The following is a 20,615-nucleotide window of genomic DNA, read 5'->3' as shown; positions in this document are numbered from 1 at the left end:
AATACGCAACTCGCATACCGGTGTTATCCGGATGGAGGCTCCGCGCGTGGCAGATCTGTACGTCGGTGGGAAGTGGCGCGAAGCGGTGGCGGGCGGCCGTCGGGACATTCACTGCCCCGCCGACGGCGCGCTCGTGCGGACCGTGTCCGAAGCGACGCGGGCCGACACCGAAGCCGCGATCGCCGCCGCGCGCAGCGCCTTCGACGAGGGGCCGTGGCCGCGCACACCGGAGCGGGAGCGCGGTGCGCTGCTGCTGCGCACCGCCGAGGTGCTGGAGCGGGAGGCCAAGGAGTTCGCCCGCGCCGAATCCCTCGACACCGGCAAGCGCCTGGTGGAGAGCGAGTACGACGTCGCCGACGTCGCGGCCTGCTTCCGGTACTTCGGAGGGATCGCGGGCACCAGCGCGGGCCGGGTGGTCGACACGGGCCGCGAGGACGCCGTCAGCCGCGTCGTGTACGAGCCGGTCGGGGTGTGCGGGCTGATCACCCCGTGGAACTACCCGCTGCTCCAAGCCGCGTGGAAGGTCGCGCCCGCCCTCGTCGCCGGCAACACCCTGGTCCTCAAGCCCAGCGAGCTCACCCCGTCCACCTCGATCCTGCTCGTGCGCGCGCTGGAGGAGGCCGGACTGCCCGCCGGCGCGGCCAACCTCGTCCTGGGAGCGGGGGCCGAGGCCGGCGCGCCGCTCGCCGAGCACCCGGGCGTGGACATGGTCTCCTTCACCGGCGGCCTGGAGACGGGCAGGCGGGTCATGGCGGCCGCCGCGGCCACCGTGAAGAAGGTCGCGCTGGAACTGGGCGGCAAGAACCCCAACGTGGTCTTCGCCGACGCCGACTTCGAGGCGGCCGTGGACTTCGCCCTGACCGCCGTCTTCCTGCACTCCGGGCAGGTCTGCTCGGCCGGCGCCCGTCTGGTCGTCGAGGACCGGCTGCACGAAGCCTTCGTCGACGAGCTCGTACGCCGCGCCCGCACCATCCGGCTGGGCGGCCCCTTCGACCCGTCCGCCGAGACCGGGCCGCTGATCTCCGCCGCGCACCGGAACAAGATCGAGGAGTACGTCGCGGCGGGCCTCGCCGAGGGCGCCGTACTGCGCTGCGGGGGCCGGCGCCCCGAGGACCCCGCGCTCGCCGGCGGCTTCTACTACCCGCCGACCGTGCTCGACGCCTGCCGCCCGGACATGCGCGTCGTACGGGAGGAGTCCTTCGGCCCGGTGCTCACCGTCGAGCGGTTCTCGGGCGAGGACGAGGCCGTACGGATCGCCAACGACACGGAGTACGGGCTCGCCGGGGCAGTGTGGACCCAGGACGCGGGCAAGGCCCAGCGCGTCGCCCGGCGGCTGCGGCACGGCACGGTCTGGATCAACGACTACCACCCCTACGTCCCCCAGGCGGAGTGGGGCGGCTTCGGGCATTCGGGCGTCGGCCGCGAGCTGGGCCCGACCGGCCTGGACGAGTACCGCGAACCCAAGCACATCTGGCAGAACATCCAGCCCAGGGCGCAGCACTGGTTCCGCGGCTGAACCGGTGCCATCCGAAGAGAGGCCGACAGTGACCGCAACGAAGACAGAACTGCCGTCGCAGCGCGGTGCGCCCGGGGACGGGACCCCCGTGATCTCCGTCCGCGGCCTGTGGAAGGTCTTCGGGCCCAAGGCGGCGCGGGTGCCCCACTCGCCCGAGCTGTGCGCCCTCACGCGCCGCGAGCTCTTGGAGCGCACCGGCTGCACCGCGGCCGTACGGGACGTGGCCTTCGACGTGTCGCCCGGCGAGGTCTTCGTGGTCATGGGCCTGTCCGGCTCCGGGAAGTCGACACTGGTGCGCTGTCTGACCCGGCTGATCGAGCCGACGGCCGGCGAGCTCCTCCTCGAGGGCGAGGACATCCGCGCTGCCGACCGGTCGAGGCTGCGCGAGCTGCGGCGGCGCAAGTTCGCGATGGTCTTCCAGCACTTCGGGCTGCTGCCGCACCGCCGGGTCCTGGACAACGTCGCGTACGGGCTGGAGATCCGGGGCATCGGCCGGGCCGAGCGCACCCGGCGCGCCATGGAGGTGGTCGAGCTGGTCGGCCTCGCCGGGTACGAGCACTCCTACCCCGACCAGCTCTCCGGCGGTATGCAGCAGCGGGTCGGGCTGGCCCGCGCCCTCGCCGGGGACCCGGACGTGCTCCTCTTCGACGAGCCGTTCTCCGCGCTCGACCCGCTGATCCGCCGGGACATGCAGGACGAGGTCGTCCGGCTGCACCGGGAGGTCGGCAAGACGATGGTGTTCGTCACCCACGACCTGTCCGAGGCGCTGAAGCTCGGCGACCGCATCCTCATCATGCGCGACGGCCGCACGGTCCAGTGCGGTACGGGCGACGAGCTCGTGGGCGCGCCCGCCGACGACTACGTCCGGGACTTCGTGGCGGACGTGCCGCGCTCGCGCGTGCTCACCCTGCGCTGGATCATGCGCCCGGCCCGCCCGGACGATGCACTCGACGGACCGGAGCTCGGCCCCGGCACCGTAGTCCGCGACGCGACGCGCACCGTCCTCGCGGCGGACCGGCCCGTGAAGGTCGTCGAGAACGGGCGGCTGCTGGGCGTCGTCGGCGACGAGGAGATCCTCGCGGTCGTCGCCGGCGCGGAGGGCGGTGCCTGATGGCCGTCCTGGCAGCGGCGGCCGCGCGGCGCACGCCCGTACGCGGCGGACGCGCACTGGTCGCGGCCGCGGTCCTCGTCGGGTGGGCCGTGCTGTGGCTCGCCCTGCGCGGCGTCCACACGCTTCCGCTCGGCACCGCCGAACTGACGCCGCTCCACCGGTGGTTCAACGAGGTCAACGATGCCGTGGGCGCCGGCCGCAACAGCAACCCGGTCTTCCTCTACGTCTTCAACGAGATCCGGCTGGTCATCGACAACCTGGTCACGTTCCTCCAGGCGCTGGTCGCCCGGCCGTCCTACGGCCGCCCGGTCCCGGTGGTCGGCTGGCTGGGCGTGGTCGCCCTCGTCGGATACGTCTCGTGGGTGTTCGGGAACATGCGGGTGGCGGCCCTGGCCGTCGCCGGGTTCGTGCTCTTCGGCCTCCAAGGGCTGTGGCGCGAGAGCATGGACACGCTCGCCCTGACCGTGGCGGCCGTCCTCGTCTCGCTGCTCATCGGCATCCCGCTCGGTGTCTGGGCCGGGCTGTCGGACCGGGTGCACCGCCTGGCGACCCCGGTGCTCGACTTCATGCAGACGATGCCGACCTTCGTCTATCTGGCCCCGCTGACCCTGTTCTTCCTCATCGGCCCGGCGTCCGCCACGATCGCCACGCTGGTCTTCGCGACCCCGCCCGCCGTACGGATCACCGCCCACGCGATCCGCTCGGTCCCCGCCGCCACGGTCGAGGCGGCCGAGTCGCTCGGTGCCACCCGGCGGCAGACGCTCGCCACGGTGCTGCTGCCGATGTCGAAGCGGACCGTCGTGCTGGGCGTGAACCAGACCATCATGGCCGCGCTGTCTATGGTCACCATCGCCGCCCTGATCGACGCACCCGGGCTGGGCAAGACCGTCGTCAAGGCGCTGGAGACGCTCGACGTGGGCACGGCGTTCAACGCCGGCCTCGCCATCGTCGTACTGGCCATCGTGCTCGACCGCGTGACCACCGCGGCGAGCGCGCGGAGCGGGACGAGGGTCCCCCGTGCCGAAGGCCCTGGGAGCGCGCAGGACGCCCGGCGCCGCGGCGGGCGCGCGGCGCGGTGGCGCCGCCCGCTGGTCCTCGCCGGCGGTCTGCTCACCGCCGTGTGCATCTGGCTCTCCCACACCTACGTATGGGCGGCGCAGTTCCCGGCCGGCAGCGGTGTCGGCGGGGCCATCGCCCGTACGGCGGACTCCGCCACCGCCTGGGCGCAGGGCAGCTTCTCCGGCGTGACGGGCGGTTTGCGCGACCTGGTCACCGCCGCGCTGCTCAACCCCTTCGAGGCGCTGCTGACCGGCTCCCCGTGGTGGCTGGTCGGCGCAGTGGTGGTGGCTCTCGGCGCGCTGCTCGGCGGCCGGCGTGCGGCGGCCACCGCCGCGGTGTGCGTGGCGCTGATCGTCGGTACGGGCCTGTGGCGGGACAGCATGACGACGCTGGCCTCCACCGTGGTCGCCACCGTCATCGTCCTGGCCTTCGGCGTCGTGGTGGGCGTGTGGATGGGGCGCAGCGCCCTGGCCGACCGGCTGATCCGGCCCCTGCTCGACGCGGGCCAGACGATGCCGGCGTTCGTCTACCTGGTGCCGTTCCTGGCCCTGTTCGGCGCGAGCCGGTTCACGGCGATCGTGGCGGCGATCGTCTACGCGGCCCCGGTGACGGTGAAGATCATCGCGGACGGGGTGCGGGGGGTACCGCGGAGCACGGTGGAGGCGGCGGTGTCGGCCGGCTCCAGCACCTGGCAGGTCATCACGAAGGTCCAGCTCCCGATGGCCCGCGGAGCCCTCGCGCTGGCCACCAACCAGGGGCTGGTCTACGTCCTGTCGATGGTCGTCGTCGGCGGTCTGGTCGGGGCGGGCGCCCTCGGCTATGACGTCGTGGCGGGCTTCTCGCAGGGCCAGTTGTACGGCAAGGGGCTGGCTGCGGGCCTGGCCATCGTGCTGCTCGGGGTCATGTTCGACCGGATCACCCAGGCGGCGGCGCACCGGGCGGCAACAGCCCCCGGCGGGCGCTGAGGCGGAAGAAGGGGCAGGACACATGGCAGGGAACCTCAACACAGGGCCGGCGCCGCAGCGGCGCCCGGCCCGGCGGGCGGCGCTGGCCGGCCTGTCGGCGCTGGCCCTCGCGCTCGCCGGATGCAGCGGCGCGAAGGTCGGCGAGGCGGGCGCCGGGCCCTCGGGCGGGGGCGGCGGCGCAGGGAAGTGCGGAGCCTTCAACCTCGCCGTCAACCCGTGGGTCGGGTACGAGGCCAACGCGGCGGTCATCGCGTACGTCGCCAAGAAGGACCTCGGCTGCGAGGTGACCAAGAAGGACCTCAAGGAAGAGGTCGCCTGGCAGGGGTTCGGCACGGGCGAGGTCGATGCGATCGTCGAGAACTGGGGCCACCCGGACCTGAAGAAGAAGTACATCGAGCAGCAGCAGACGGCCGTCGCCGCCGGGGAGACGGGCAACAAGGGAGTCATCGGCTGGTACGTGCCGCCGTGGCTGGCGGAGAAGTACCCGGACATCACCAAGTGGCAGAACCTCAACAAGTACGCGGACCGGCTCAAGACCTCGGAGTCCGGGGACAAGGGGCAACTGCTGGACGGGGACCCGTCGTTCGTCACCAACGACGGAGCCCTGGTGAAGAACCTCAACCTCGACTTCAAGGTGGTGTACTCGGGGAGCGAGGCCGCGCTGATCCAGGCGTTCCGCCAGGCCGAGGCCAAGAAGACGCCCGTCATCGGCTACTTCTACGAGCCGCAGTGGCTGTTCTCCGAGCTGAAGCTCGTCAAGGTGGAGCTGCCGGAGTACAAGGCGGGCTGTGACGACGATCCCGAGAAGGTGGCCTGCGACTACCCCGTCTACGCCCTGGACAAGATCGTCAGCAAGAAGTTCGCCGATTCCGGAAGCCCCGCCTACCAGCTCGTGAAGAACTTCAGCTGGTCGAACGAGGACCAGAACCTCGTGGCGAAGTACATCGCGCAGGACAAGATGTCGCCGGACGACGCCGCCAAGAAGTGGGTGGAGGGCAACCGCGCGAAGGTCGACGCCTGGCTCGGCAGGAAGAGCTGATCCGGTCCCCTGTTCCCGAGTGCCGCACCGTGCCCGGCGGGCTGTTGGACAGCCCGCCGGGCACGGCTGTTTCCGCCCTCTGTGCAGGGGAGTTGCGTCGCATCCGACGCTCTTGACACCGCCCGGGGCGACCGGCAGTGTGAGTTGCGCAACCTGCACCACGTTGCGCTGACGGCAACTCGATTTCGTTCGAATCGGAGGGGCGGAGATGGCGGGACCGCGCGTGGTCATCATCGGAGCCGGTGTCGTGGGTGCAGCGCTTGCGGACGAACTGTCCTCGCTCGGCTGGACCGGGCTCACCGTGGTCGACCAGGGTCCCCTCCCCGCCACCGGGGGCTCCTCCTCCCACGCCCCCGGCCTCGTGTTCCAGGCGAACCCGTCGAAGACCATGACCGAACTGGCCCGCTACACCGTCGAGAAGCTCCGCACCCTCGACGTCGACGGGCAGCCCTGCTTCCTCCAGGTCGGCGGGCTCGAGCTGGCCACCACCCCGCAGCGCCTCACCGACCTCCGGCGCCGGCACGGCTGGCTCACCTCCTGGGGCGTCGAGGGTCGGCTGATCGACGCCGACGCATGCGCGGCGCTGCACCCCCTGGTGAACCGCGAGCGGGTGCTCGGCGGACTGCTGGTCCCCACCGACGGCCTGGCCAAGGCGGTGCTCGCCGTGGAGGCGCAGCTCCGGGCCGCCCGCGCCCGGGGCGTACGCCTCCTGGAGCGCCACGAGGTCCTGGACATCCGTACCGAAGCCGACGACGCCACCGGCGGCGACCGCGTCACCGCCGTGGTCACGGACCGCGGCGAGATCCCCGCCGACATCGTCGTGTGCTGCGCCGGCATCTGGGGCCCCAAGGTCGCCCGCATGGTGGGCATGAGTCTGCCGCTGACCCCCCTGGCCCACCAGCTGGCCTGGACCGGCCCCGTCCCCGCACTCGCCGGACAGGCCGAGGAGGCGGTCCGCCCCATCCTGCGCCACCAGGACGCCGACCTCTACTACCGCGAGCGCTACGACCGACTGGGCATCGGCTTCTACGGACACCGCCCGATGCCGGTCCGCGCCGACGACATCGCCCCACCGGACTCCTCCGCGCAGATGCCCTCCGTCCTGCCGTTCACGGCCGACGACTTCGCCGACGCCTGGACCGAGACCCAGTCCCTGCTGCCGGCCACGCGGGACGCCAAGGTCGAGGAGGGCATCAACGGGCTCTTCTCCTTCACCACCGACGGAATGCCCCTCCTCGGCCCATCACCCGACGTCAAGGGCTTCTGGGTCGCCGAGGCCGTCTGGGTCACCCACTCCGCCGGCGTCGGCCGCGCCATGGCCGAATGGCTCGTGGACGGCCACTGCTCCTCCTTCGACCTGCACGCGTGCGACGTCAACCGCTTCGAGCCGCACCAGCTCGCCCCCGCGTACGTACTCGCCCGCGACTGCCAGAACTTCGTCGAGGTCTACGACATCCTCCACCCGCTCGAGCCCGCCGGTGCACCCCGTCCACTGCGCACCAGCCCGTTCCACGTCCGCGAACGCGAACTCGGCGCCTTCTTCCTGGAGGCCTCCGGCTGGGAACGGCCCCAGTGGTACGCCGCCAACGAGCCCCTCCTGGACCGGTGGGACATCCCGGTCCCGGGCGACTGGGCCGCACGGATGTGGTCGCCCATCGTCGGCGCAGAGGCCCTGGCCACCCGGGAGGGCGTCGCCCTGTACGACATGTCGGCCCTCAAACGGCTGGAGGTGTCCGGCCGCGGAGCCGCGGCCTTCCTCCAGCGCCTGACCACCTCCGACGTCGACAAGTCCGTCGGCTCGGTCACGTACACGCTGATGCTCGACGAGGACGGCGGCATCCGCAGCGACATCACGGTGGCCCGCCTCGCCCGGCGCCGCTTCCAGATCGGGGCCAACGGCAACCTCGACCTGGACTGGCTCACCCGCCACCTCCCCGACGACGGCTCCGTCGCCGTACGGGACATCACCGCGGGCACCTGCTGCATCGGCCTGTGGGGGCCGAAAGCGCGCGAGGTGCTCCAGCCGCTCACCGACGCCGACTTCTCCGACGAGGGCCTGCGCTACTTCCGGGCCCGCAGCGCCCACATCGGGGCCGTCCCCGTCACGGCCCTGCGCCTCAGCTACGTCGGAGAGCTCGGCTGGGAGCTGTACACCAGCGCCGACATGGGGCTGAAGCTGTGGGACACGCTCTGGGAGGCCGCGCAGCCGTACGGTGGCATCGCGGCCGGCCGGGGTGCCTTCAACAGCCTGCGCCTGGAGAAGGGCTACCGCTCCTTCGGCACCGACATGGGTCACGAACACGACCCGTACGAGGCCGGCCTCGGCTTCGCCGTCAAGACGGGCAAGGGCGATTTCATCGGCCGGACCGCACTGGAACGGCGCGCCGCCGACGTCCGGCGCCGCCTCACCTGCCTGACCATCGACGACCCGAGCGCCGTCGTCATGGGCAAGGAGCCCGTGTACGACGGGGACCGGCCGGTCGGCTACGTCACCAGCGCCGCGTACGGCTACACCATTGGCAAGGGCATCGCCTACGCCTGGCTGCCCGCGGAACTCGCCACGCCGGGCCGCGCCCTGGACATCGGCTACTTCGACCTGCGCATCGCGGCCGTCGTCGCCGAGGAGCCCCTGTTCGACCCGGGGATGCGGCGCCTGCGCGGCCTGCCGGGAAACGCCCGATGAGCCCCCGGACCCCGGGCGCCGGCCTGCCCGGACATCCCTCCTGGCTGTGGCGCACGCCCGAGCCCAGGCGCAGCTACGACGTGGTCGTCGTGGGCGGCGGCGGACACGGCCTGGCCACCGCCCACTACCTGGCGAAGAACCACGGCATCACCGACGTCGCCGTCCTCGAACGCGGCTGGCTCGCCGGCGGCAACATGGCCCGCAACACGACCATCATCCGCTCCAACTACCTCTGGGACGAGAGCGCCGGGATCTACGAGCACGCCCTCAAACTGTGGGAAGGGCTCGAGGAGGACCTCGACTACCCGATCCTGTTCTCCCAGCGCGGCGTGCTGAACCTGGCCCACACCCTCCAGGACGTACGGGACGGCGTGCGCCGCGTCGAGGCCAACCGGCTGAACGGCGTGGACGCCGAATGGCTCGACCCCGCGCAGGTCAAGGAGGTCTGCCCGATCGTCGACACCTCCCCGGACGTGCGGTATCCGGTCATGGGCGCCACGTACCAGCCGCGCGCGGGCATCGCCAAGCACGACCACGTCGCCTGGGGCCTCGCCCGCGCGGCCGACGCCGCCGGCATCGACCTCATCCAGAACTGCGAGGTCACCGGCATCGACGTGCAGAACGGCCGGGTCACCGGGGTACAGACCTCACTCGGCCCGATCGCCGCCGGCCGGGTCGCCCTCTGCGCGGCCGGGCACTCCTCCGTACTGGCCGCGATGGCCGGCTTCGAGGTGCCCCTCCAGAGCCACCCGCTGCAAGCGCTGGTATCCGAGCTGCTGGAGCCCGTACACCCCACCGTCGTGATGTCCAACGCGGTGCACGTGTACGTCAGCCAGGCCCACAAGGGCGAGCTGGTCATGGGCGCCGGCATCGACGCGTACAACGCGTACACGCAGCGCGGCGCCTTCCACATCATCGAACGCCAGATGGCGGCCGCCCTCGAACTCTTCCCCGTCTTCGCCCGCGCGCACGTCCTGCGCACCTGGGGCGGCATCGTCGACGTCAGCCCCGACGCGTCCCCGATCACCGGCCTCACCCCCGTGGAGCACCTCTACGTCAACTGCGGCTGGGGCACCGGTGGTTTCAAGGCCACACCCGGAGTCGGCTGGGCCTTCGCGCACACCATCGCCCACGACGCCCCCCACCCGCTGAACGCCCCCTTCACGCTCGAACGCTTCACCACCGGCGCGCTCGTCGACGAGCACGGCGCGGCCGCGGTGGCCCACTGAGGAGCCGAGACGATGCTGCTCATCCCCTGTCCCTGGTGCGGGCCCCGCGACGAGGCCGAGTTCCACTACGGCGGTCAGGCACACGTGCCCTACCCCGCCGACCCGGCGTCCCTGACCGACGAGGCGTGGGCGCGCTACCTCTTCTTCCGCGACAACCCCAAGGGCCCCTTCGCCGAGCGGTGGAGCCACACGGACGGATGCCGCCGCTGGTTCAACGTCGTCCGGGACACGGCGACCAACGAGATCCGCTCCGTCTACCGGACCGGCGAGCCGAGGCCGGTGAACTCATGACCGCGCACCCCTTCCGGCTGCCCGACCGCGGCCGCATCCGGCGGGACCAGCCGCTCGGCTTCCGCTTCGACGGCGTCGCCTACGAGGGCTACCGGGGCGACACCCTCGCTTCGGCGCTGCTCGCCCACGGCGTCCACCAGGCCGGCAGCAGCGTCAGACTCGGCCGCCCGCGCGGGATCTTCACCGCCGGGGTCGAGGAGCCGAACGCCGTCGTGCAGATCGAGGAGCCCTTCCCCGAGCCGATGCTGCCCGCCACGGTCGTCGAGCTGTACGAGGGGCTCGTCGCGAGCAGCCTCCCCGGGCAGGGCCGGCTCGCCGCCGCACCCGACCCCGCCCGCTACGACGCGGTCCACGCCCACTGCGATCTGCTCGTCGTCGGCGCGGGCCCGGCCGGCCTGGCCGCGGCGACGGCGGCAGCCCGCAGCGGCGCGCGCGTGATCCTCGCCGACGACCGGCCCGAGCCGGGCGGCAGCCTGCTCGGCACGGGCGGGCTGTCCGAGTGGACCGCCGCGGCGGGCGCGGAGCTCGACGCGGCGCCCGAAAGCCGCGTACTGCTCCGCACCACCGTCTTCGGCCACTACGACGACAACCACGTGCTCGCCGTGGAACGCCGTACCCACCACCTCGGCGCCCAGGCCCCCGCGCACGTCTCCCGCGAGCGGGTGTGGCGGATCCGGGCGCGCCGGGTCGTCCTCGCGACCGGCGCGCACGAACGCTCGCTCGCCTTCGCCGACAACGACCGCCCCGGCGTGATGCTCGCCGGGGCCGCCCGTACCTACCTGCACCGGTTCGGCGTCGTACCGGGCCGCCGTGCGGTCGTGTTCACCACGAACGACAGCGCCTACGAAGCCGTACTCGACCTGGCCGAGGCGGGTGTCGCGATCGCCGCGGTCGTCGATGCACGGCCCCGGCCGGGTCAGTGGGCGCGCCGCGCCGCCGAGGCCGGCGTCGAGGTGCTCGCCGGGCACGTGGTGACGGGCACCACGGGCACACCCCGGGTCTCCTCCGTGTCCGTGTCCGGCCCCGGGGAAGGCCCCGGCGCCCGCGAGATTCCCGCGGACCTCCTGCTCGTGTCCGGCGGCTGGAACCCTGCCGTCCACCTGTTCAGCCAGGCCGGCGGGCGCCTGCGGTACGACTCCGCGCTCGGGACGTTCGTCCCCGACGGCTGCCGGCAGGCGGTGGAGGCCGCCGGTGCGGCACGCGGTACGTTCGACCTTGCCCGCTGCCTGGCCGAGGGCCGGGCCGCGGGAACCCGGGCCCTCGAAGCCGAGGGCTTCACGGCCCACGACGCGCTCCCGCTCCCGTCCGTCGCCCGGCAGCCCCGGACCCCCGCCCGGCACCTGTGGGTGGTGCCCGGTGCGGACACCGCCCGCAGCTTCGTCGACCTCCAGCGCGACGTCACCGTGGACGACCTCGCCCGCGCGACGGGCGCCGGCCTGCGCTCGGCGGAACACCTCAAGCGCTACACCACGGCGGGCACCGCGAACGACCAGGGCAAGACCTCGGGAGTCCTCGCGAGCGGAGTCGTCGCACACCTGCTGGGCGTCGAGGTCGCAGAGCTCGGCACGACGACCTTCCGCGCCCCGTACGCCCCGGTCTCCTTCGCCGCGCTCGCCGGCCGGGACCGAGGCCTGCTCCACGACCCCGTACGCGTGACCGCCCTGCACGACCGGCACGTTGCGCACGGGGCCGAGTTCGAGAACGTCGGCCAGTGGAAGCGGCCGTGGTACTACCCGCGGGCCGGCGAGGACAAGGCGGCGGCGGTGCTGCGCGAATGCCGCGCCGCCCGCGAGGGCGTCGCGCTCATGGACGCCTCCACCCTCGGCAAGATCGACGTGCAGGGGCCGGACGCCGGTGTCTTCCTGGACCGGCTGTACACCAACATGATGAGCACCCTGAAGGTCGGCATGATCCGCTACGGCGTCATGTGCCGCCCGGACGGGATGGTCTTCGACGACGGCACCGCCATCCGCCTCGCCGACGACCGCTACCTCGTGACCACCACGACCGGCAACGCCGCGGCCGTACTGGACTGGATGGAGGAATGGCTCCAGACGGAGTGGCCCGAACTGCGCGTGCACTGCACCTCCGTCACCGAGCAGTGGGCGACCGTGGCCCTCGTCGGGCCGCAGTCCCGGGACGTCCTGCGCGCACTCGCCCCCCGACTCGCCGTGGACGCGGCCGACTTCCCGTTCATGGCCTGGCGGGACGCGGCCGTCGCCGGGATCCCGGCCCGCGTGTGCCGGATCAGCTTCTCCGGAGAGCTGGCGTACGAGATCAACGTACTGCCGTGGGAGGCCCCCGAGGTGTGGGAGGCACTGTACGAGGCGGGCCGCCCCCTCGGCATCACCCCGTACGGCACCGAGGCGATGCACGTCCTGCGCGCCGAGAAGGGCTATCCGATCGTCGGCCAGGACACCGACGGCACGGTGACCCCGCAGGACCTCGGGATGAGCTGGGTCGTGTCCCGCAAGAAGCCCGACTTCATCGGCAAGCGCTCGTACACCCGGCCCGACACCGCCCGGCCCGACCGCAAGCACCTGGTCGGACTGCTGCCGGACGACCCCGGCATCCTGCTGCCCGAGGGAACCCAGCTGGTGGCCGCCGCCCCGCTGCCCGAACCGCCGGTGCCGATGCTCGGACACGTCACCTCCAGCTACCGCAGCGCGGCGCTCGGCCGGACCTTCGCGCTCGCCCTGGTCAAGGGCGGCCGGGAGCGCATCGGCGACCGGCTGTACGCACCCGTGGGCGGCGACCTCGTACCGGTCACGGTCACCGGTCCCGTCCTCCACGACCCCGAGGGGACACGCCGCGATGGCTGACACCGCCGCCCGCCGCGCCGGGCTGAGCCCGCTGGCGCCGTACGCCGAACGCTTCGCCGCCGCCACCCGCGCCTCGGGCGGAGCCCTGCGGCTGGCGGAACTGCCCTTCCTCGCCCAGGTCGACGTACGGCTCGACCCCAAGGGCCCGGCCGCGGACGCCGTCGGACTCGCGCTCGGCTTCCCGCTGCCGCTCGAGCCCAACACGGTCGCGCACGGCGGGGAGTTCGCGGCGCTGTGGCTGGGCCCGGACGAATGGCTCGTCGTCGGCCCTGCCGGTACCCGGACGCACCTCGAAGCCCGGCTGCGCGAGGCCGTCGGCGGCCGGCACGCGGCCGTCGTCGACGTCTCGGCGCAGCGCACCACCCTGCTCGTCGGCGGAGCCCGGGCCGCCGACCTCCTCGCGCACGGCTGCTCCCTCGACCTGCACCCCCGAGCCTTCGGCACCGGCCGCTGCGCCCGGACCACACTGGCCCGGGCCCAGGTGGTGCTGGTCCCGCGCGGCGAACACCGGGCCGGATTCCGGGTCCTGGTGAGCTCCTCGTTCGCCGGGTACCTCGCCGAATGGCTCCTCGACGCGGCATCGGAGTACATCCGGAATTCGTCCGACTCGACCCCGGCCTGAACGCTGCCCGCGCTAGCGTGGCCCCGGTCGTGCGACCAGGGAACGCGATGGTGCCCGGAACCAGCGGTACAGGCCCAGGAGATGATGTGCGCAGCTTGCCGTCGGCGTCGACGAACGAGCATGCAGAAACCTTCCGCCGTCAGCGGTGGGCCCGAGTCCGCCGGGCTGCGGCCGCCGCCGGCCTCGGTGCCGCGGCGCTCGTGATGACCCTTCCGGCCGTCGCCGTCGCCGACGTGATACCGCCCCTGCCACAGAACGCGGACGGCCTCGAGCAGACCTTCTCGCCCGCCTTCGACTACGACGGGGACGGCTGCTACGCCACCGCCGCCATCAGCAGCAGCGGCGCCCTCAACCCGGGGCTGGGGCTCGGCGGAGCGGTGAACGGCCACTGCCGGGACCACGCGCAACTGCAGAACTCCAACACGTACTCCCGCGAGAAGTGCAACAACGGCTGGTGCGCCGTCATGTACGCCGGCTACTTCGAGAAGGACCAGGCCACCCTCGGCCCCGCGGCCATCGGGCACCGCCACGACTTCGAGCACGTCGTGGTCTGGATCAAGGACAACGAGGTCCAGTACGTGTCGACTTCGCAGCACAGCGGCTGGAAGTGGTACCCCCGCTCACAGGTCCGCTTCGACGGGACGCACGCCAAGGTCGTCTACCACAAGGACGGCGCCTCGACCCACTTCTACCGCCTCGCCAACAGCAACGACGAGCCCGCCGAGAACCACACCGGCACCTGGTTCCACCCGCGCCTCGTCGGCTGGAACGGCTACCCGGCCGGGTTCCGCGACAAGCTGATGAGCGCCGACTTCGGCTCCGCCACGATCAAGATCTCCGACGGCCGATTCAACGACGCCCTGAACGCCGCCAAGCCCCCCATCCCCTTCGACCCCTACGCGTAACGCCCGGCTTCGACGACCACCCCGGCCCCGCCCCGCCCCGTACCGGCGCCCGTGACGGCGGCAGCGCCGGACGCGGCCGCGGGCTCGCCCGGGGCGGGCGGGTGCCGACGTGCGGGAGGGTGGGGAGGGAACATGGTCGGGTGCGAAACCTTCCAGGGCGTGATCAGGGTGGCGAGGGGGCCGAGCCGGCCGCGGGGCCCGAGGGGGCCGACCAGCGGGTGCTGGGGGAGGCGCTGCTCGATGCCTGCAGCGACGCCGGGGCGTCCATCGTCATGCTCTACCTGCCCGACCCCACCCGGCGCGTGCTGCACCTGGCGATGGCCGCCGGGGTGTCCCGCGAGTTCGCGCTGCCCTGGTCCCGCGTCGGGCTGGACGATCCCATCCCGGTGGCCGACGCCGTCCGCGACACCCGGCTCGTCTGGCTGGGCGGCCAGGAGGAGACGGCCCGCCGCTACCCGCGCCTCGGCCTGGTCCTGCCGTACGACTTCGCCCTCGCCGCAGCCCCGCTCCCCGCCCGGGCATCCGACCCGCAGGGGCCCCCGGGGGCCGGCCTCGTACTCCTGTGGCCCGGCTCCCACGAGCCCCGCCTGACCGACGCGGAACGCCGTTCCGTGGAGTCGTCCTGCCACCGCCTCGCGCACGTCCTGGGACGGGCCGCCGCCGACGGCCGCCCGATCCGCCCCCCGGCACACCCGGTGATACTCCGACCGCTTCCCCCGCCCACACCCGGACCGGTCGAGGCGGCCGCCGCCCTGGCCTTCGTCCGCAGGCTGCCCGGCGGCAACTGCGCGCTCGACCTGAACGGCACCATCACCTTCATCACCCCCGAGGCCGCCGAGCTGCTCGGCGCACCCGTCTCCCAGCTGCGCGGGGCACTGCCCTGGGAGGCCCTCCCCTGGATGGACAACCCCACCATCGAGGACCACTACCGGGCCACCGTGATCAGCCGGATGCCCCGCAGCTTCACCGCCGCGCCCCCGATCGGCCGGTACCTGCGGTTCGACCTCTACCCGGACGACACCGGGATCAGCGTCCGCATCAGGCCGGTCGCCGACCAGCCCGCCCCGCCGCCCCCCGCCCCGACGGCCGCCTCCCCGGAGCCGTCCCCCAGCCGGGCCACCGCCCTCTACCAGCTCATGCACCTGGCAGCCAGCCTCACCGAGGCCGCCCACGCCCAGGACGTGGTCGACCAGGCCGCCGACCAGCTCGTCCCCGCGCTCGGAGCCCAGGCCATGGCCCTCCTGGTCGCGGAGGAACAGCGCCTGCGCATGGTCGGGCACCGCGGCTACCCGGCCGAGCTCATGGCACGCTACGACGGCATGCCGCTGAGCACCGACACCGCCACCACGCACGGCCTGCGTACGGGCGACGCGCTGTTCTTCGGCGACGAGAACGAGCTCCTGGCCGCCTTCCCGGCCGTCGTGATCGCGGACGGCATGGCGGCCTGGGCCTTTCTGCCGCTGATCGCGTCCAAGCGCCCCATCGGCACCCTCGTCCTCGCCTACGCCCGCCCCCGCACCTTCGCCCCCGGCGAACGGGCCGTCCTGACCTCCATCGCCGGACTCATCGCGCAGGCCCTGGACCGTGCCCGCATCTACGACTCCACCCACCAGCTCGCCCACAGCCTGCAGACGGGCCTGCTGCCGCACGCCCTGCCCCGCGTCCCGCACCTGGAAGTGGCCGCCCGCTACCTGCCCGCGGCGCACGGCCTCGAAATCGGCGGTGACTTCTACGACCTCATCCGCATCGACGACACCACGGTCGCTGCCGCCATCGGCGACGTCCAGGGCCACAACGTGAGCGCCGCCGCCCTCATGGGCCAGGTCCGGGCGGCCGTCCACGCCACCGCCGGCGCACCGCCCGAGGAGGTCCTCGCCCGCACCAACCGGCTCCTGACCGACCTCGAACCGGGGCTGTTCACCAGCTGCCTGTACGCCCACATCGACCTGGCGGCCCAGACCGCCCACCTGGCCACCGCCGGCCACCCGCCACCCCTGCTGCGTCAGGGCGACGGCCCGACGCAGGTGCTCCACCTGCCGCCGGGCCTGCTCCTGGGCATCGACCCCGACGCCTCGTACACGGCCGTCGAGATCCCCTTCGCCCCCGCCACCCTCCTCACGCTCTACACCGACGGCCTGGTCGAGGTCCCCGGCGAAGACCTCGAGGAAGCCATCGCTGCGGTCGCCGCACGCATCACCGCAACCCCCGAAGACCAGCCCCTGGACGAACTGGCGGACGACCTCATCGACCACGCCCGCAGCGGCGCCCCGCGCACCGACGACACCGCCCTCCTCCTCCTGCGCTCCCGGATGCCCGCGCGGGCTCAGCTGTAGAGCACCGGGCAGCCGTGGGCCAGGCAGTGGCGCGCCGCGTGCAGGTAGAGGGCCGTGTGGAAGGTCCTGTCCGCGCCGGGGACTTCGCGGGCGCAGGCGTCGACGTACCACGAGGTCAGGGCGAGGGGGCCGGAGGCGGCGAGGACCTCGGGCGGAAGCGGGACGGACGCCGCCAGGAGTTCCGCCATGAGCAGCACCTGCGGAGCACCGGCGATGGTGACGGGCTCCTCGGGCTCCTCCTGCGTCGCGACCGTGATCTCCGAGTCGAGGGAGACCGGCACCAGCACCGACCAGGCGAGCAAGTCGTCCACCCCGTGCTCCCGGCACAGCTCGGCGAAGCCGTCCATGGGGGCGATCATCTTCTCCTCGAAGCGGGGCGCCGGGCCCGGCCCGGGTGCGTACGGCGGCAGTCCGCGCCCGCCCAGTTCCCGGTTCAGCCCGGACGCGATCTCGGCCCGGCCGCCCTCGTCCCCGTCGTGCCAGTCCTCCGCGGTGACGCTCACCATGTATATGCCCATGGCCACAACGTAACGCGGGGCGCGGAACGTGACGGAGCCCGGGAGCATATCCAGCTCCCGGGCTCCAGCTTGCCACCCAATTGCGCACACCGGCGGCGTTTAAGAGTCGCGGATCATTCTGAGACCGACGTGTTCTGCCTTTGAACTACCGCGCCACGAGAGAGGCGCAGGGGGGACTTGAACCCCCATCCGTCGATGATCGTCCGCGCCCGGTCGATCCGGCGTTCGGCGGCGAATGCTGAGACTGGAGCGAGAATCTGAGTTTCACGGGGCCGCCTCTACCGGCTTGGGCCACCCCGGCACGTGTGCCGGGGGAGGGATTCGAACCCCCAACTGACACCCCTCGGTCAGCTTCAACATCAGTTTCAGCTTTTGCGCGCTCCCGCGCGCACCCCCTCGCTCGCACAAGGGGCGATCTTGAGGCTACCGGAACAGGTAGCCGAACACCGCATCCCCCACGCGCTGGTCGGTGACATCGGTGCCGTTGGCCTCCTCGCGGGCGAACTTGACGGCCTGCTGGAGGGTTTCGACCCGGTCGAGGAGCTCGTTGACCCGGCGGGCCGGCAGCGCACCCGAGAACTTCACCGTCGTCCAGTAACCGACCGGGACGTCCTCGTAGTACACCTCGACCTGCGCCGGGTGCTTCTCCGTGGCCTCGGCCTTCACGTGGTTGCGCGGCACCTTCTTGGTGCGGATCGTACGGACCGGGTCGGTCTTCCACGCATCCGTCGAGGGGTCGAGGTTCCAGGCCTCCGACGCGTCCAGGACGGGGAGCTTGCGTACGAACGTGTGCAGGTCGGTGAGCTGCTTCTCGAGGAACAGCAGGTAGGGAACGGGAACTTGGGGCAGCAGGACCGTTCCGTCGACGACGACGTCCGCGGCCGCCGTGCGGTTCGCCCAGTCCTTCGTCGCCGTCACGTCGAACAGCCGCGTCAGCGTTCCCGCCGTCGCGCGCAGCACGTCCTCCGCCTTGACCTGCACCCGCGTGGATTCGGGCGGCAGTTGCTCGCCCTCCTCGTCCTTGGGCTGGTAGGTCCGCGAGATACCGGCGAGCAACGCCGGCTTCTGGACGTCCTGATGGGCTTGGGTCAGCTCCTGGAGAGACTTGGACTTGACGCCCTTCTCCACTGCGATGATCTGATTCAACTTCGGCACACGAGGAAGCTAACAGCACGACTGTCCACCGCACACCCGAGTTTTCGCGCCGGGCTCCCCGTGAACGCGCGCGGCCCGTCCCGCCGCCCGTGGTGGGCGGTGGAACGGGCCGTGAGTACGCGCGGAGTGCGACTCGCGTGCGACGCGGGATCAGACCGCCGGGGCGGGGTACGTCGGGTACTCGACGCCCGAGACGTGCTGGACGACGCGGATGACCTGGCACGAGTAGCCGAACTCGTTGTCGTACCAGAGGTAGAGGATCGCGTTGTCGCCGTCGACCTTGGTGGCGCCCGCGTCGATGATCGAGGCGTGGCGCGACCCGACGAAGTCCATGGAGACCGCGTCGGGGGCGGTGGTGAAGTCGATCTGGCGCTTGAGCGGCGAGTGCAGCGAGACGTCGCGGAGGTGGTCGAGGACTTCCTCGCGGGTGGTCTCGCGGCCCAGGCGCAGGCTCAGGATGGCGATCGAGACGTCCGGGACGGGGACGCGGATCGAGCTGCCGGTGATCGGCGCCTTGAGGTCGGGCAGCGCCTTCGCGACGGCGGACGCGGCACCGGTCTCGGTGATGACCATGTTGAGCGGCGCGGAGCGGCCGCGGCGGTCGGCCTTGTGGTAGTTGTCCAGCAGGTTCTGGTCGTTCGTGAACGAGTGGACGGTCTCCACGTGGCCGCGCAGCACGCCGTACTCGTCGTCCATGGCCTTCAGCGGCGGGACGATCGCGTTGGTGGTGCAGGAGGCGCAGGACAGGATCTGCTCGTCCGGCTTGATCGTGTCGTGGTTGACGCCGTGGACGATGTTCGGGACGTCGCCCTTGCCCGGGGCGGTCAGGACGACCTTGTCGATGCCCGGGCGCAGGTGCTTGGACAGACCCTCACGGTCACGCCACTTGCCCGTGTTGTCGATGAGGATGGCGTCCTTGATGCCGTACGCGGTGTAGTCGACCTCGGACGGGTCGTTCGCGTAGATCACCTTGATCGCGTTGCCGTTGGCGATGATCGTGTTCGTCGCCTCGTCCACGGTGATGGTGCCCTGGAACTGGCCGTGGATCGAGTCGCGGCGCAGCAGGGAGGCGCGCTTGACGATGTCCTGGTCGCCGCCCCGGCGGACGACGATGGCGCGCAGGCGCAGTCCGTTGCCGGAGCCGGCCTTCTCGATGAGCAGGCGGGCGACGAGGCGGCCGATGCGGCCGAAGCCGTACAGGACGACGTCGCGGCCGTCGCCGCGCTCGATCTTGTTCGCACCGGTGGCACCGGCGACGGCCTCGGCGGTGAACTGCTCCACCGACAGACCGCGGTCGTCGCTCTTGTAGTCCGCGGCGAGCATGCCGATGTCGATCTGGGACGGGCCGAGATCGAGGGTGGTGAGCACCTGCAGGAACGGCAGCGTCTCGGTGACCGAGAGCTCCTCACCGTCGATCTGCCGGGCGAATCGGTGGGTCTTCAGGATGCTGACCACCGACTTGTTCACCAAGGAGCGGCTGTGGAGCAGGATCGTCACGTCCTGTTCCCGGTGCAGCTTCCCGATGATCGGGATCATCGACTCCGCGATCTCCTCGCGGTTCTTCCAGTTGGTGAACGAGTCGTCATTGACAGTCACAGGTTTATCTTTCGAGCTAGGCGGCGCTCACATGCTAACCCCACACCACTTTGACCACTCAAGGGGTACCGCCAGAGTGGCGTTTTGTGCGGGTGTGTCTCATTTGCCCCTCAGGTGATCCTCTGAAAGGGCTCCCGCGCTCGCGAAGCGCGAGGGGGAGGGGCGAGGGGGTATCGGCGAGGGGGCGGCATCCCGACGCGGAGGCCGACGGGCCGTCCGGGGGCGCAAGGGTGAAGACGTACCCATCATGACAGGTCAGAGGCTGTTTTCGTAGGATCAAGGGCACAGTCGATTGCCCTTGTTTGGGCACCTGTGCGGCTTTGAGAATCACCGTCATGACTCACTCGGCGAACATCAATCACGACGCAGTCCTCCGAGCCCGCGTGGCCCTTCTGGGATCGGCGAAGCCGCCGGTCCGTGAGCGGGTCGCGGCCTACCGGGTCCTGGTCCAGGTGAGCCCCCTGGCCTATCTGCCCCTGCTGTCCGCCGCACTGTGGAAGTACAGCCGCTACGAGTTCGCCCACCGCCCGGACATCGCGCTGGCCCTGCGCGCCGAGTCCGTCGCCGCCGCGCGGCGCCTGTACGCGATGGAACCCGGACGGGCCGACCTCCTGCTCGCCGCACTGACCCACTACCGGGAGCAGCTGGTCCTCATGGACCGGCAGGAAGAAATCCGCGGGGTGGAGGAAGAGATGGCCCGCATGGTGTCCGACGGGCGTTAGCCGACCACCGCGGGTCCCCGGACCGGCCGGGTGGCAGGCCCGGGGACCC

At 72.0% G+C, this 20,615-nt stretch carries 13 protein-coding genes and 1 pseudogene; 11 read left to right on the top strand and 3 right to left on the bottom strand.

From position 1 onward, the window contains the following. The first annotated feature begins 46 nt into the window (after positions 1–46). From ACFYXK_RS11200 to ACFYXK_RS11155, 10 genes and pseudogenes are all read left to right on the top strand, one after another. A complete protein-coding gene (locus ACFYXK_RS11200; RefSeq protein WP_389410876.1) occupies positions 47–1,516 on the top strand; it encodes an aldehyde dehydrogenase family protein in 1,470 nt (489 codons plus the stop codon). A gap of 28 nt (positions 1,517–1,544) precedes the next feature. Continuing rightward, a complete protein-coding gene (locus ACFYXK_RS11195; protein WP_389410875.1) occupies positions 1,545–2,627 on the top strand; it encodes a glycine betaine/L-proline ABC transporter ATP-binding protein in 1,083 nt (360 codons plus the stop codon). After that, on the top strand, positions 2,627–4,651 hold the full coding sequence (locus ACFYXK_RS11190) for an ABC transporter permease (RefSeq protein ID WP_389410874.1): 2,025 nt from the start codon (positions 2,627–2,629) through the stop codon (positions 4,649–4,651). The genes ACFYXK_RS11195 and ACFYXK_RS11190 overlap by 1 nt, the downstream gene beginning before the upstream one ends. A gap of 22 nt (positions 4,652–4,673) precedes the next feature. Then, the gene (locus ACFYXK_RS11185; RefSeq protein WP_389410873.1) at positions 4,674–5,690 is read left to right on the top strand and encodes an ABC transporter substrate-binding protein; all 1,017 of its coding nucleotides are present in this window, start codon (positions 4,674–4,676) and stop codon (positions 5,688–5,690) included. A gap of 208 nt (positions 5,691–5,898) precedes the next feature. Then, positions 5,899–8,373 (top strand): FAD-dependent oxidoreductase, encoded by a 2,475-nt coding sequence (locus ACFYXK_RS11180; RefSeq protein WP_389410872.1) that lies wholly within the window; start codon positions 5,899–5,901, stop codon positions 8,371–8,373. Beyond that, positions 8,370–9,602, top strand: coding sequence for a sarcosine oxidase subunit beta family protein (locus ACFYXK_RS11175; RefSeq protein ID WP_389410871.1), 1,233 nt, complete (start codon positions 8,370–8,372; stop codon positions 9,600–9,602). Before ACFYXK_RS11180 ends, ACFYXK_RS11175 begins: the two co-directional genes overlap by 4 nt. A gap of 12 nt (positions 9,603–9,614) precedes the next feature. Beyond that, a pseudogene (locus ACFYXK_RS11170) lies at positions 9,615–12,715 on the top strand (sarcosine oxidase subunit delta family protein). Continuing rightward, entirely contained in the window at positions 12,708–13,337 is a 630-nt protein-coding gene (locus tag ACFYXK_RS11165) for a sarcosine oxidase subunit gamma (protein WP_389410870.1), read from the top strand. The pseudogene ACFYXK_RS11170 and the gene ACFYXK_RS11165 overlap by 8 nt, the downstream one beginning before the upstream one ends. Positions 13,338–13,540: 203 nt before the next feature. Beyond that, entirely contained in the window at positions 13,541–14,242 is a 702-nt protein-coding gene (locus tag ACFYXK_RS11160) for an NPP1 family protein (RefSeq protein ID WP_389410956.1), read from the top strand. 140 nt (positions 14,243–14,382) lie between these two features. Beyond that, positions 14,383–16,575: a SpoIIE family protein phosphatase gene (locus tag ACFYXK_RS11155; protein WP_389410869.1), complete on the top strand. Its 2,193-nt coding sequence runs from the start codon at positions 14,383–14,385 to the stop codon at positions 16,573–16,575. Here the strand turns inward: ACFYXK_RS11155 and ACFYXK_RS11150 are convergent. The 3 genes from ACFYXK_RS11150 to ACFYXK_RS11140 all read right to left on the bottom strand — a co-directional run bounded on the left by ACFYXK_RS11150 (position 16,566) and on the right by ACFYXK_RS11140 (position 19,844). Beyond that, complete coding sequence (locus tag ACFYXK_RS11150) at positions 16,566–17,093, bottom strand: hypothetical protein (protein WP_389410868.1); 528 nt, start codon at positions 17,091–17,093, stop codon at positions 16,566–16,568. The genes ACFYXK_RS11155 and ACFYXK_RS11150 overlap by 10 nt on opposite strands. Before the next feature lie 423 nt (positions 17,094–17,516). Then, positions 17,517–18,248, bottom strand: coding sequence for a hypothetical protein (locus ACFYXK_RS11145; protein WP_389410867.1), 732 nt, complete (start codon positions 18,246–18,248; stop codon positions 17,517–17,519). A 150-nt stretch (positions 18,249–18,398) separates the two neighbouring features. After that, positions 18,399–19,844, bottom strand: a complete 1,446-nt coding sequence (locus ACFYXK_RS11140; protein ID WP_389410866.1) for a glyceraldehyde-3-phosphate dehydrogenase — start codon at positions 19,842–19,844, stop codon at positions 18,399–18,401. A gap of 335 nt (positions 19,845–20,179) precedes the next feature. Between ACFYXK_RS11140 and ACFYXK_RS11135 the strand changes: the two genes are divergently transcribed. Continuing rightward, positions 20,180–20,566, top strand: a complete 387-nt coding sequence (locus ACFYXK_RS11135; RefSeq protein ID WP_389410865.1) for a hypothetical protein — start codon at positions 20,180–20,182, stop codon at positions 20,564–20,566. Positions 20,567–20,615: the final 49 nt, after the last annotated feature.

The organism is Streptomyces sp. NPDC002209 (assembly GCF_042890265.1).
GTDB lineage: Bacteria > Actinomycetota > Actinomycetes > Streptomycetales > Streptomycetaceae > Streptomyces.
This window is presented reverse-complemented; position numbering and strand designations above follow the sequence as displayed.

Coding starts and splice junctions, on each gene's coding strand:
- ACFYXK_RS11190 (WP_389410874.1), top strand. CDS start 2,627: ATGGCCGTCCTGGCAGCGGCGGCCGCGCGGCGCACGCCCGTACGCGGC.
- ACFYXK_RS11185 (WP_389410873.1), top strand. CDS start 4,674: ATGGCAGGGAACCTCAACACAGGGCCGGCGCCGCAGCGGCGCCCGGCC.
- ACFYXK_RS11180 (WP_389410872.1), top strand. CDS start 5,899: ATGGCGGGACCGCGCGTGGTCATCATCGGAGCCGGTGTCGTGGGTGCA.
- ACFYXK_RS11175 (WP_389410871.1), top strand. CDS start 8,370: ATGAGCCCCCGGACCCCGGGCGCCGGCCTGCCCGGACATCCCTCCTGG.
- ACFYXK_RS11165 (WP_389410870.1), top strand. CDS start 12,708: ATGGCTGACACCGCCGCCCGCCGCGCCGGGCTGAGCCCGCTGGCGCCG.
- ACFYXK_RS11160 (WP_389410956.1), top strand. CDS start 13,541: ATGACCCTTCCGGCCGTCGCCGTCGCCGACGTGATACCGCCCCTGCCA.
- ACFYXK_RS11150 (WP_389410868.1), bottom strand. CDS start 17,093: ATGGGCATATACATGGTGAGCGTCACCGCGGAGGACTGGCACGACGGG.
- ACFYXK_RS11135 (WP_389410865.1), top strand. CDS start 20,180: ATGACTCACTCGGCGAACATCAATCACGACGCAGTCCTCCGAGCCCGC.